Annotated in this window: 12 protein-coding genes; 4 read left to right on the plus strand and 8 right to left on the minus strand. The window is 27.3% G+C overall.

Going from position 1 to position 13874, the window contains the following annotated elements; translation table 11 throughout:
• Positions 1-137: 137 nt before the first annotated feature.
• The 4 genes from VLM92_RS03500 to VLM92_RS03515 form a co-directional block, all read right to left on the minus strand.
• Complete coding sequence (locus VLM92_RS03500; protein WP_325274965.1) at positions 138-929, minus strand: endonuclease/exonuclease/phosphatase family protein; 792 nt, start codon at positions 927-929, stop codon at positions 138-140.
• A gap of 3 nt (positions 930-932) precedes the next feature.
• Positions 933-2588 (minus strand): PTS transporter subunit IIBC, encoded by a 1656-nt coding sequence (locus tag VLM92_RS03505; protein ID WP_325274966.1) that lies wholly within the window; start codon positions 2586-2588, stop codon positions 933-935.
• An 85-nt stretch (positions 2589-2673) separates the two neighbouring features.
• A complete protein-coding gene (locus tag VLM92_RS03510; protein WP_325274967.1) occupies positions 2674-4335 on the minus strand; it encodes an alpha-glucosidase in 1662 nt (553 codons plus the stop codon).
• 353 nt (positions 4336-4688) lie between these two features.
• A complete protein-coding gene (locus VLM92_RS03515) occupies positions 4689-5237 on the minus strand; it encodes an NADH peroxidase (RefSeq protein WP_325274968.1) in 549 nt (182 codons plus the stop codon).
• A 339-nt stretch (positions 5238-5576) separates the two neighbouring features.
• Between VLM92_RS03515 and VLM92_RS03520 the strand changes: the two genes are divergently transcribed.
• On the plus strand, positions 5577-6368 hold the full coding sequence (locus VLM92_RS03520; RefSeq protein ID WP_325274969.1) for a TIGR00266 family protein: 792 nt from the start codon (positions 5577-5579) through the stop codon (positions 6366-6368).
• Positions 6369-6481: 113 nt separating this feature from the next.
• On the opposite strand, the gene VLM92_RS03525 is transcribed toward VLM92_RS03520, so the two are convergent.
• Positions 6482-7033, minus strand: coding sequence for a ferritin family protein (locus tag VLM92_RS03525; protein WP_325274970.1), 552 nt, complete (start codon positions 7031-7033; stop codon positions 6482-6484).
• 270 nt (positions 7034-7303) lie between these two features.
• Between VLM92_RS03525 and VLM92_RS03530 the strand changes: the two genes are divergently transcribed.
• Entirely contained in the window at positions 7304-8413 is a 1110-nt protein-coding gene (locus VLM92_RS03530; protein ID WP_325274971.1) for a sn-glycerol-3-phosphate ABC transporter ATP-binding protein UgpC, read from the plus strand.
• A 111-nt stretch (positions 8414-8524) separates the two neighbouring features.
• A complete protein-coding gene (locus tag VLM92_RS03535) occupies positions 8525-9289 on the plus strand; it encodes a PucR family transcriptional regulator (protein ID WP_325274972.1) in 765 nt (254 codons plus the stop codon).
• A gap of 80 nt (positions 9290-9369) precedes the next feature.
• On the opposite strand, the gene VLM92_RS03540 is transcribed toward VLM92_RS03535, so the two are convergent.
• Both VLM92_RS03540 and VLM92_RS03545 read right to left on the minus strand, forming a co-directional pair.
• Positions 9370-10065 (minus strand): hypothetical protein, encoded by a 696-nt coding sequence (locus VLM92_RS03540; protein ID WP_325274973.1) that lies wholly within the window; start codon positions 10063-10065, stop codon positions 9370-9372.
• A 111-nt stretch (positions 10066-10176) separates the two neighbouring features.
• Positions 10177-10644: a pyridoxamine 5'-phosphate oxidase family protein gene (locus VLM92_RS03545; RefSeq protein ID WP_325274974.1), complete on the minus strand. Its 468-nt coding sequence runs from the start codon at positions 10642-10644 to the stop codon at positions 10177-10179.
• A gap of 240 nt (positions 10645-10884) precedes the next feature.
• Between VLM92_RS03545 and VLM92_RS03550 the strand changes: the two genes are divergently transcribed.
• Complete coding sequence (locus VLM92_RS03550; RefSeq protein WP_325274975.1) at positions 10885-11460, plus strand: manganese efflux pump MntP family protein; 576 nt, start codon at positions 10885-10887, stop codon at positions 11458-11460.
• 148 nt (positions 11461-11608) lie between these two features.
• Here the strand turns inward: VLM92_RS03550 and VLM92_RS03555 are convergent.
• Positions 11609-13874 (minus strand): ABC transporter permease (locus VLM92_RS03555; RefSeq protein WP_325274976.1); only part of this gene is annotated, 2266 nt, incomplete at its 5' end.

The raw sequence follows: 13874 nt of genomic DNA on the forward strand, positions 1-13874 counted from the left end.
AGTCTCTTATGACTTGACACAATTTAAGGGTGGATACTTAAGTAAACAAATGAAAAGTGGCAAAAATTATTAGACTATAAATTAAGCTGTATTATGGTAAAATTTCACATATACCTAATACAGCTTTTTTAGTATGCTTAAATATTAATTTGTACTTCAACCCCAAAGTGGTCTGATACTACTTCTTTATTTTTTCCATTGAAAATCACCTTTGAAAATAAAACATCTACTTCTTTATTCGCAAGCATTATATCCAATCTTAAATCTTCTTTATTTTTGTCCCAACCTGCTATTTTTCCTTTAACTGTTACTCCACTATCTTTATCTTTTGCTATGTTATAAGTATCTATCATCCCTTTTTCTAACATATAATCATAGCCTTCTTTTCTTATTGTTGCACTATTGTTAAAATCTCCCATGATAAATGCCAGTTCTTCTTTTTGCACGTCTTCAATTAGGTTGTCAAATTGATATACAAATGGTTCTTCTTCATCAGTCCACCATCCTAAATGGCATGAATAAAAACTTATATCTTTTCCATTATAATCAATTTTTATTTTTGTTATTTTTCTAGTTTTCCAATACTTTATATCTTCACCTTTAGAAATATAAAAACTTTTATTTTCTTTTATAGGAAGCTTTGTCATTACACAAAGCCCCTCTTCATATACATCATATCCAATATGAGACATATCCCAGAAAAATTCATATTCATTTATTCCAAGTTTTTTTAGCTCTTTATTTATTAATAATGCAAAATTATCTTTCTTAATATTGCTATAAACAATATCTTCACTTACTAGTTGGCTAACTTCTTGTAGTGCTATAACATCATAATTATTCTCTTTTATCACACTTGCTATATATTTGATCTTTTCTAGTTGATTTTCTTCTTGCCATGAATGACAATTAAGTGTTAATAATCTCAATTTCTATGCTCCTAACACATCTAATATATTTGACTTAAGAACGTCTGCCTTTGGTCCATATACTGCTTGAACTCCTTTGTCTTTTAATATAAGTCCTAATGCTCCCGCTTGTTTCCAATCTTTTTCATTTCCTACTAATGATATATCTTTTACTGTTACTCTTAAACGAGTCATACATGCATCAACATCTTCTATATTATCAGCTCCACCTAATAAACCTATTATCTGGCTTGATAATTCATCTCCTACTACACTTTTATTATCTTTAGATGATTGGGAACCTTCTTCTATATAATTACCCTTACGCCCTGGTGTTGCTATATCAAATTTCTTTATTAAGAAATTGAAAGTTACAAAGTTAAGTATAAAGAATGATACGCAAGATAATATAAAGTTTACTAAATCCATAGTTAATCCTGCTTTTATTAACATTGGTGTACGAGTTAAAAACTCTATAAATCCAAAAGCATGAATCCTTAAATTTATTATATCAGCAAGTGCAAATGCTAGTCCTGTAAGTATTGCATATACTACATATAATATTGGTGATACAAACATGAACATAAATTCAATTGGTTCTGTAACACCTGTTAAGAAACATGCAAGTAATGCTGATAAGAATATTGGTTTATAATTCTTTAATTTATCGATATCAACATTTTTATACATTGCCATTGATATACCAGCAAGCGATGCTGTTGATAATATAACTTGTCCTGCTTTGAAACGAGCTGGTGTTATAGTATTTAATAATTCGTTGTAAGATGCTATATCACCTGAACCCTTGAAGTTTATTAAGTCTGCTATCCAAGCTAACCATAATGGGTCTTGTCCTGCAACTACAGTTCCTGCTGCTGCACCTGTCGCTATTTCATACACACTACCTAGTTCCGTATAGTTCATAGGTACCGTTATCATATGGTGAAGACCAAATGGTAATAATAATCTTTCAAGTGTCCCATAAACAAATGGAGCAAGTACTGGTGCCGTATCTTTTGATGTTGCAATCCACATACCAAATGAATTTAATGCACCTTGTATAAATGGCCAAACTATAGATAAAACAATTGCCGAAACTACAGAACCTGATATAACCACAAATGGTACAAAACGTTTTCCATTAAAGAATGCTAAAGCTTGAGGTAACTTATCATAGTTGTAGTACTTATTGTATAAAACAGCTCCTAAGAACCCTGATATTATCCCAACGAATACGCCCATGTTAAGCGCTGGTGATCCTAATATAGAAGTAAAATAATCTTTAACTATAAGTTGTGATCCCATTAATGAAGTTACTGTTGCACTTGGGTCTAATAACATATCCCCATTTACTCCAAATATTGCTCCTGTTATACGATTTATTAATATAAATGCTATTAATGCTGCAAATGATCCACCTGCACGGTCTTTAGCCCACGATCCACCTATTGCAACTGCAAATAGTACATGTAAATTTCCGATAATTCCCCAACCAATATCTTCTACAACTCTTGCAATTGTCATTACAAAATGTGCATCTGATGTCATTCCTATTAATTTACCGATAGATACCATTAAACCTGCGGCTGGCATAACTGCTATAACTACTAATAATGCCTTACCAAACTTTTGCCAGAAATCAAATGATATTAGTTTTTTCTTACCTAATTGTGTACTCATAAATTCTCCCTCTTTTCTGTATATTTTGTTTCGATATAAAGACTATATTAATTGCGCTAGTTATAAAAACTATATCAATTTTATACTATATTTTATAAAGTCTCGCTTCCCATGGCTTTAACTTTAGTTGAGTTAAATCATCATGAGAGTTTACTTCATAATTAGAAAGTACTAAGTTATTGTATTTTAGATTTAATTTTTTATATTCATAATTTGTTTCATCACTACTTAGATTACATATTACTAAGAACTTCTCATCACCTAAAACTCTTTCATATGCAAATATTTTTTCATCTTCTTCTAATATTAATTTATAATCTCCATATACTAAGCACTCACTTTTTTTCCTTATTTTTATCATTTTTTTATAAAAGTTAAGAATAGAATTTTCATCACTTAGTTGACTTTCTACATTTATATTAACATAGTTTGGATTTACTTTTATCCATGGTTGTCCTTTGCTAAATCCACCATTTAAACTACGATTCCACTGCATTGGTGTACGAGTATTATCTCTTGATGATAATGCGACTGCCTCTAAAGCTTCTTTACAATCAATCCCTAATTGAATCAATTCATTATACTCATTTTTTGTTCTTACATCATTATATTCATTTATATCATTATACTTAACATCTGTCATACCAATTTCTTGACCTTGATATATAAAAGGAGTTCCTTTATGCATAAAATATACTAAACCTAATGCTTTTGAACTTTCCTTTAAATATTCTTTATCATTTCCCCAAGATGATACAATTCTTGTAACATCATGATTTTCTATATAAAGTGCATTCCATCCACTGGTAGCTAAATTAGTTTGCCATTTATTCCATACTTTCTTTAAATTACGTACATTAAATGATTTTCCATTATCACAATTCCATAAATCTAAATGTTCAAACTGGAATAGCATATTAAATTTACCATTTTCTTCTCCTACCCATAAATCAGCTTCTTCAGCTTTTACACCATTTGCTTCTCCTACTGTCATTATGTCATATTTATCAAAAGTATTTTCTTTTATTTCCTTTAAGTAATCATGTATTCCATCTACATTCATATGCTTACTAAATGACGGTACATACTTTAAATTATCTGGATTTTCAATATCTAATAAACCTTCCTCTTTATTTATATGACTTATAGCATCTACTCTAAATCCATCTATACCTTTATCTAACCACCAGTTCATCATGTTATATACTTCATTTCTCATATCTTCATTTTTCCAGTTTAAATCTGGTTGTTTTTTACTGAATAAATGTAAAAAATATTCTTCTGTATTTTCGTCATACTCCCAAGCAGAGCCTTTAAATATACTTTCCCAGTTATTTGGTTCTTTATATTCTTTACCTTCTCTCCAAATATACCAATCTCTTTTAGGATTGTCTTTTGAAGATTTTGATTCTATAAACCATGGATGTTCATCACTTGTATGATTTATTACTAGATCTATTATAAGTTTCATTCCTCTTTTATGAACCTCGCTTAATAACTTATCAAAATCATTCATATCTCCAAAATCATCCATTATATCTTGATAATCACTTATATCATATCCATTATCATCATTTGGTGATTTATACATTGGACATATCCATATTACATCTATTCCTAAGTCTTTTAAATAATCAAGCTTTGATATTACTCCCTTTAAATCTCCAATTCCATCATTGTTGTAGTCCATAAAACTACGCGGATATATTTGATAAGCAACTGCTTCTTTCCACCATTTTTTATACATATTTACCTCCCAATTTGTGCAATCGCTTGCGCAAATTTCAAAAAAATATATGCCATTCATTGGCACTTTTTAATTTATCTTGATATGAATATATCATACCTTGAAAATGTTTTCAATAGTTTTTATATTTTTTAACTTTAATCATTAACAGAGACGCTCTTTTTTATAAAAATTTAACTATCCAATGATCTACAAACCAGTTACATTGCTTGAGCAACGTGTTAGCGAACTATTTCAAGTTTAGTGGTTAAGATTGTAACTTATCCACAAATCAGATAATTTATAATCTCCCTTAGTATATAAAAAGAGCTGTCTTATATTTTTAGACAGCCCCTTTCATGTTAATAGTTATATTAATTTTTTCCAAAGTATCTTTCTAATAATCCTAAGAATGCTTTACCATGCCTTGCTTCATCTTTACACATTTCATGTACTGTATCATGTATAGCATCTAATCCTAGTTCTTTAGCTCTTTTAGCTATTTTTAATTTTCCTTCAGTTGCTCCATACTCAGCCTCAACTCTTGCTGTTAAATTAGCTTTAGTGTCTGCTACTACTACTTCTCCTAATAATTCTGCAAATTTAGCCGCATGTTCAGCTTCTTCAAAAGCTATTCTAGTATAAGCTTCTGCAACTTCTGGATATCCTTCTCTATCTGCTTGTCTAGCCATAGCTAGGTACATTCCTACTTCGCTACATTCTCCAACAAAGTTAGCTCTCAATCCTTCTAGTACTTCTTCATCTACACCTTTTGCTACACCTATTCTATGTTCATCTGCCCAAACCATTTCTCCACTCATTTCATTGAACCTTTCAGCTCCTACTTTACATACTGGACAAGCTTCTGGTGCTGTTTCCCCTTCATGTATATATCCACATACTGTACAAACAAACTTTTTCATAATTAACTCCTCCTAATTTATATATATTTTAAATTTAATAATTATTGTTGTTATAATATATAGATACCCGGTATCTAACACCTTAAACATATATTTATATATTTTTTTTAAAATTATTTAAATCATTATAAACTCTACTTATTATAATCTCATATAATATAAAGATTAACTGCTTTTTATATAAGTAAAAAATTATTTTTGTATATTTTTATAAAATCAGATCAATTATATTGTCGTATTAATATGTTTTAAAATAACTCTTAATGGTATACGTTAATGGTATAATATAAAATAAACAGATTTATTCTTTAATATAATTTACTTATAGGAGGTATATAAATGAAATCTCATGAACTAGATTACAAATTGCATGGGGATGATATGCAATTTGTAGAAATAGAATTAGATCCAAAAGAAACTGTAATTGCTGAAGCTGGTGCTATGATGATGATGGACCAAAATATTATGATGGAAACTATATTTGGTGACGGTAGTAAAAAAGGTAGTCCTGGATTATTTGGTGCTTTAGGAGGTGCTGCTAAAAGAGTTTTAACTGGAGAAAGTCTTTTTATGACTTCCTTTACAAATGAAGGTCATGAAAAAGAAAGAGTATCTTTTGCTTCCCCTTATCCTGGTAAAATTATACCTGTTGATTTGTCTCAACTCGGTGGAAAGCTAATTTGCCAAAAAGATGCTTTTTTATGTGCCGCTAAGGGAGTTAGTGTTGGTATAGATTTCAAGAAAAAACTTAGTGTAGGCTTCTTCGGTGGTGAGGGATTCATTCTTCAAAAACTAGAAGGTGATGGTTTATGTTTTATTCATGCTGGTGGTACTATTATAAAAAAAGAATTACAACATGGTCAAAAACTAAAAGTTGATACAGGATGTCTAGTGGCAATGACTAAAGATATTAAATATGATATAGAGTTTGTTGGTGGTATAAAAAATACTTTATTTGGAGGAGAAGGAGTTTTCTTTGCTTCTTTAACTGGACCTGGTGATGTTTGGATTCAAAGCTTGCCATTTAGTAGATTAGCTTCTAAAGTGTTTGCATCTGCTCCTCAAGCTTATGGAGATCAAAAAGGTGAAGGTAGTATTTTAGGATCTTTGGGTAATTTTTTTGAAAATTAATTATTTATTAAGTTAATTTATTTGACGCATATTTACTTATATAAATTTAAGTATTTTTAACAAACAAAAGTTACCTCTACAAAAGGTAACTTTTTTCTTTTAATAATTATAGTTTAATTAGTTTTTTTGAAATATCTTTCTAATAATCCTAAGAATGCTTTACCATGTCTAGCTTCATCTTTACACATTTCATGAACTGTATCGTGTATAGCGTCTAATCCTAATTCCTTAGCTTTTTTTGCTATTTTTAATTTTCCTTCAGTTGCTCCGTATTCAGCTTCAACTCTTGCAGTTAAATTTGCTTTAGTATCAGCAACAACTACTTCCCCTAATAACTCTGCAAATTTAGCAGCGTGTTCTGCTTCTTCGAAAGCTATTCTCTTGTATGCTTCTGCAACTTCTGGATATCCTTCTCTATCTGCTTGTCTACTCATTGCTAGATACATTCCTACTTCGCTACATTCCCCAACAAAGTTAGCTCTTAATCCTTCTAATATTTCTTCATCTACCCCTTTAGCAGCACCTATTCTATGTTCATCTGCCCAAGTCATTTCACCTTTCATTTCTTCAAATGCTTCTGATCCTTTTTTACAAACTGGACATATTTCTGGTACAGTTTCACCTTCGTATACCCAACCACATGGCTTACATATAAATTTTTTCATAATTTTATTCCTCCTATTATCCATATATATTAAAATTTATTTTTATTAATGTTAAGATAGTATATATATACCCGGGTCTTGCTACTCTAAACATAAATCTATAAATTTTTTATCATTTATGCAATCGGTTGTATATTTTATCTAAAAAATTTTAGTCATTTTATACATTCTCAGGAAAACATTTTTCTGATAATATGAATTTAACAAGTGATACAGAAACTCACTTAAGTATTCAAATAAAATTCATTTTAAAATAAGGGGAGAATAATTATGGCAGAGGTAATTTTAAAAAATATATGTAAATCGTATTCAAACGGATTTAATGCAGTTAAAGACGTAAATATAAATATCGAAGATAAAGAATTTGTAGTTTTAGTTGGACCATCAGGTTGTGGTAAATCTACTACTTTAAGAATGATAGCTGGACTTGAAGAAATAAGCTCTGGTGAATTATACATAGGAGATAAAGTTGTAAACGAAATTGACCCTAAAGATAGAGATATAGCAATGGTTTTCCAAAACTACGCATTATATCCTCACTTATCAGTATATGATAATATGGCATTTGCTCTTAAACTTAGAAAAATGCCTAAAGATGAAATAGATAAAAAAGTTAGGGATGCTGCTAGAATATTAGATTTAGAAAAGTTACTTGATAGAAAGCCTAAGGCTTTATCAGGAGGACAAAGACAAAGGGTTGCACTTGGACGTGCAATAGTTAGGAATCCTAAGGTATTCTTAATGGATGAGCCTTTATCAAACTTAGATGCAAAGCTTAGAACAGCTATGAGAACTGAAATAACTAAATTACATAAATCTCTTGGTACTACATTTATATACGTAACACATGACCAAGTTGAAGCTATGACAATGGCTGATAGAATAGTTGTTATGAAAGATGGTATAGTTCAGCAAATAGCTACCCCACAAGATGTATATGATATGCCAAACAATATGTTCGTTGCAGGATTTATAGGAGCTCCTCAAATGAACTTTATAGAAGCTACTTTAGTTGATAAAAGCGGTGAAATACATGCACAAAATGAAGTTTTAGATATAGCTTTAAACAAAGGCGAATGTACTGCTTTAATAGAAAATGGATATATAGGCAAAGAAGTTATTTTAGGTATAAGACCTGAAGATATACATATAGAGGATGTATTTGTTGAAAATAGTTTAGATAGTTCTTTTGAGGCTACAGTTGAGCTTGGAGAACTTATGGGGGCTGAAATATACGCTTACTTAAAAACTGGAAAGGACAGTATAACTGCTAGATTCGATGGTAGATACAGAATAAACATAGGAGATAAGTTAAAACTTGCTATGGATAAACACAGAATACATGTATTCGATAAAGAAACTCAACAAGCCATAAGATAATTAAGGTTATTTTTAAATCTTATATAAATAAATACCACTTGATGATATATTAAAGTAAGATGATTAAATCATCTTACTTTTTTCATTACATAATACTTTAGGGGTGATTTTATGCAAAATTTAATAGAATTTTTTGAAAAGGAAACAAATAAAAAAATTAGTATTTTTGAATATAGTAACCAGAATTTAAAGAGTGATCAAAAAGTAGTAAATTTTAATAATAAAACATATATAATCGAAATGAAGGACAGGTTTGTCTTTGATAATATTAATGGACACTTCTATTTAATTCATCAACAAAATTTAGAATTTGATAATTTAAAAAGGGTTGTATATAATTTATATGAAGATATAGATATTTTTGAATATAATCAATATATAATATTAAATTCCAATGACGTATTAGATATAGACTGCTCTACCCCAGGAGTAATTGAGTCAGAAACTTATAGTAATACTTACATTGCTTATTTAGGTAAAATAAATGATATGGATATCTTTAATTTTAGACTATCTATTTTAGATGAAATTCTACCACTTTTAAATATTGATACTAGTTTAAGTAAATTCATGACCTTACATGATTTAACCATGTATAAAGCTATATCTTTAATAGGAAAAGAAAAGTCTTTTTGTAATTTAATCGATTTTGAAAGCATTAAAAATATAGATGAAAATTTATTGCATACAGGAGTTAGCTTTATAGAAAATGATCTTAATATTTCTAAAACTTCTTCTTCTTTATTTTTACATAGAAACACTCTTATATACAGATTAGAAAAAATAAAAGAACTTTTAGGACTTGACTTGAAATCTTTTAAAGATTCTTTTGTTTTTTATTTAAGTATAAAATCTCACTTTACATCTAAACTTTAAAATAACTTTTTCATTATACTTAAATAGTGAATAATATATAAATAAAAGTAGCTATCTTTAATTATTAAAGATAGCTACTTTTATTTAAATTTGAATGGATTAATTCTTATTGCATTATTATATAAAAACGGATAAAACTTATTCAAATATTCAAGATAATGAATCCATTGAATCGTAATATTTTTATATACTCTCATAATATCATTTTCTAAATGAGTTATATCAATATCGTTAGTTTCATTATTTTCCATAAATACAAGTTCATCTCTTAAGTGAACTACCGACATAAGTAAATCTGTAAATATCTCATGTTGTAGTAAATTTTCATTACTGATTAAGTTTATAAGTAAACTGCTATTATCTATCAAAATAGTTTTTAAAGCTTCTAAATCAATTTCTTTTATATCTATCTTATATTCATGCTTTAATAAATCAAACCCTATCTTATCTAAATTATCAAAACACGTTATAGAATTTTTAGCCTCCTTATCAGCATTTATTATTAAGTGCATTAGTTTACACCCTACTTCAGTAAAAAATATTCCTACTAACATATTTAGCTTATTCACTCTTTCTTCCTTAGCCTTATGATCTATTATTCTTTCAAGGATTATTGTTACTACCAAACTATTTATAGGTATAAAACATAGATTCATAAGAGAATAATACGCTGTATTCACCGCTTGACCAAATATCATATAATGTATAAAAAACATTATACAAGACATTGCAATTAATATAATTGATACAAGCACATAATAATTAGCTTTTTTCATTTCCATAATACTCCTTATTCTTTATATAATTAAATATTATAACATAATAAAAATTACTTTCATATAAAATAGCTTGGTTATAATTTTATATCCAAGCTATTTTTATTCTGTCTATTTTTTTGTATGTTGTTGATAATTTACTGCTTTAAGCACAAATTCATTTTCTTTTATATATATATCAAATACTTTACTAAAACCTGCTATAAATCTTCCATTTAGTATTTCAAGCTCAAATATATCAAAATCCATAGTTTTTAAAATCTTCATCATCTTAGCACCATGACTTTCATCAAATAGTTTAAATATGTCTTTAGATTCATGTTCAATTTTATTAGCAATACATTTTAGTGAAATTCTTTTTCTATCAAATACAGTTTTAGCATCTTTTTCATCTTCTATTATCATAACAGAAATTTTAGGATTAATTAATAAGTTATCGTAATGCTTTGCTATTTTGCTTATGTATATATATATTTTATTTTTTTTGTATACATATGCCGCACAACTTATATTTAAATTATTATCCTTATCGTTAGAGCTTATCATAAGTGTTTTTTGATTTTTCATTAAATTATCCATTGCATATCCCCCTAATTTAATTAAAACTTCTCATCTCGGTATACTTCAGTTTGTACAATATTTTACGTTATATATTTATATATGTTTTACCATGTTTACTATATGATATTTTTTAATACTATTACTTCATTTTCCAGTTTTAAATTATACCTCTTGTTGTAATTAAATAATATGAATATTTTTATACTTATTACTATAAAATATGATTAGCCATGTTTTTAAATCTAAGGAGGAATTTTAATGGGAATTGTAAGTATTTTCCTTACTGCATTTGCGCTTTCAATGGATGCCTTTGCAGTTTCTGTTACTAAAGGAATTACTCTAAAAAAGATAAATTATTCTATAGCAGCTAAAATAGCATTTTTCTTTGGGATATTTCAAGGGGTTATGCCTTTAATTGGTTGGTCTCTTGGTATTAGATTTGAGTCTTATATAAAGTCATTTGATCATTGGGTAGCTCTTTTTTTATTAAGCTTTATTGGTATTAAAATGATATTTGATGCTAGAGAAGATGATGATAACAATAGTTCTTCTATGTTAGATAATAAGGAGCTTATAGTATTATCAATTGCAACTAGTATAGATGCTTTGGCTGTAGGAGTCAGCTTTGCATTTTTAAGCATTAATATAATTCCTATCTGCTTAGCTATAGGAATTATAACATTTTTAATGTGTTTTATGGGTGTTCTGATTGGAAAAAAAATTGGAAATGTATTTAAAAGCTATGCTCAAATGATAGGTGGGTTAATTTTAATTTTAATCGGTATAAATATATTAAATGAACATACAGGAATAATATATAGCCTTTTTAAATAAGCATATTCTATAATAACTTATAAGTCATTTCACTATAGATATTATTTAACTTTTTATTAAAACTAAAATTTAAGAGTGAAGTTTCTATGTTATAAAAAATAATTCATAAAACTTCACTCTTTTATTATTTTAAAAATAAATTAAAGCATTATTCGCTATAAGCTTTAAGTACTTCTTGTAGAGGTACTGTTTCAATTCTTTTTTTAGCTGCACGTGAGCCAATAATAAATATAAAAAGTATGGCTATAAGCCCTACTATCCCATGCCATATTTCAAATTCAAACGGCATAACTATTTTAAATACTTTTCCCATATATTTTATCATTGCTCCAAATCCATATACAGTTATTGGTATACTTATTAAATAAGAAACTATTGAATATATCAAATAGCTATTTAGCATCATAGAGTTAACTTCTTTTTTGTTATACCCCATTACCTTAAGTAACGATATACTATAATAATTATCTTCTATTGTCAAAGTTGTAAGTACATATAAAACTATTACTGCTATAAATATAGCACTAAATATCATTCCATAAATAGAAACTTTAATAAACCCTTGCATAAGTTGAGATTGTTCCATTATATCTTCTTTATTTATAATTGAAGCATACTCTTTTTCATTTAGTTTTTCTTTAGAATAAACTCCATTATAAAATTCATCATCATCTAAATTATATGTATTATTAGCATCCACTATTATTTTGCTCAAATCATCTATTTCAAAATAAGCTTTAGGATCTGAATAATCTTTACTTATAGATGTTACTTTTCTTTCATATTGCTTATCATTTATAGATATTTTTATTTTATCTCCTACTTTTATATCATACATAATGCTAAAACTATTATTTACTATTACGCCATTAATTAAGTTCTTTGTTATATCATTTTCTCTTTTATCAAATAATCTGTGAAGATTATTGTCTTTACTAATTCCTCTTATACTTATATTTTCGTCTTTATATTGTGCATTTTCTACAATAATAAATTTTTCTTGATTATCTTGTAGTTTTGGATAGTCTTTTGTTAAATCAATATATCCTTCATATACATAATCTACTGATTCATAGTATTCTGTTACCATCTTATCAAAAAAATCACTCATCATGAAACTCATAATTATAAGCATCGAAGAAAATATTATTCCTATAAAAAATACAAAAAACTTAGAAGTATTAGCAAATATAAATGAATATTTGAATTTAGTTTGTGGCTTTGCATTTTTTAATAGTTTATTCACAAACTTATTAAGCTTACTTATCTTTTCTTTTTCAGATACTTTTAATAAATCTATTGCTTTTTTAGATAGCATTTTATTTATTATAAATGCACAAAGACCTATTATAACTACTATTGGTACTATTATAGATACAAATAACACTGATATATTAGTTTTAATATTTCCATCTGGTATTAAATAAAACTCTAAATAAAAGTTTTTCATAGGGTAAGCTGCATATATTCCTCCTATATATCCTAATAATAGCATAGGAAAGGCTATTATAAATAATAATACGATATAAGGAGTTAAAATATCATATCTAGAATATCCTATTGCTTTTAACAATCCAATTTGAGTTTTTTCATTTTTTACTACTTTGTAAACAAGTATAAGAACTATCATCACTGCAATGCTTGAAATTATTATACTTATACCAATAGTAGCTCCTTGACCGCCCTTTAACTCTTCATATATAGCTCCACTTCTCATTTGATTTTCAGTTAAAGTTATATTAGTTATAAAATTTAAATCTTCTTTATCTCTATAAGTCTTATTTACCTCTTTATTAAAATCATTTAAAATTTCATTTCTTTCTCTCTTGAAGTCTTCATTAATCATTCTATATTCATTTTTTCCTTTTACCACACCAGAAAAATGAAACATTTCTTTTCCTTTTATATTTTCATATTCTTCATCATTAACTAATCCAAGAGTGATTTTTGAGTTATCTATTATAAAATCACTTCCACTTATCGGTAATGTATTGTCTGAAAATAATACCATCCCACTAACAGTATATTCTTTTCCTTTTATACTTATTTTATCTCCTATATGTATATCATTTTTTTTAGCATACATCTTAGTTATTGCTATTTCATTATTATATTTTGGTTTATTTCCTTCCTCAATAAATGATAAATTTATATCTTTGCTATCTTTAAATAAAGTTATTTTATTACTACTTCCTTTATTTGTAAAATCAACTTCCTTATATTCTCTAAGTTCTAATTCAAGATTTTTATATTCTTTCTCAAAAGCTTCTTTTCTATTTTCTATTATCTCATTATATAGGTTTATATCTTCTTTTTTTATGTTGGTTAAACTATATGAAAAATATTTATTTATAATAGGTTTATATTTTTCACTTAAATTGTTTACATCATATTTACTCAGTCCATTTATCATA

This window comes from Romboutsia sp. (assembly GCF_035470145.1).
Lineage (GTDB): Bacteria > Bacillota > Clostridia > Peptostreptococcales > Peptostreptococcaceae > Romboutsia_D.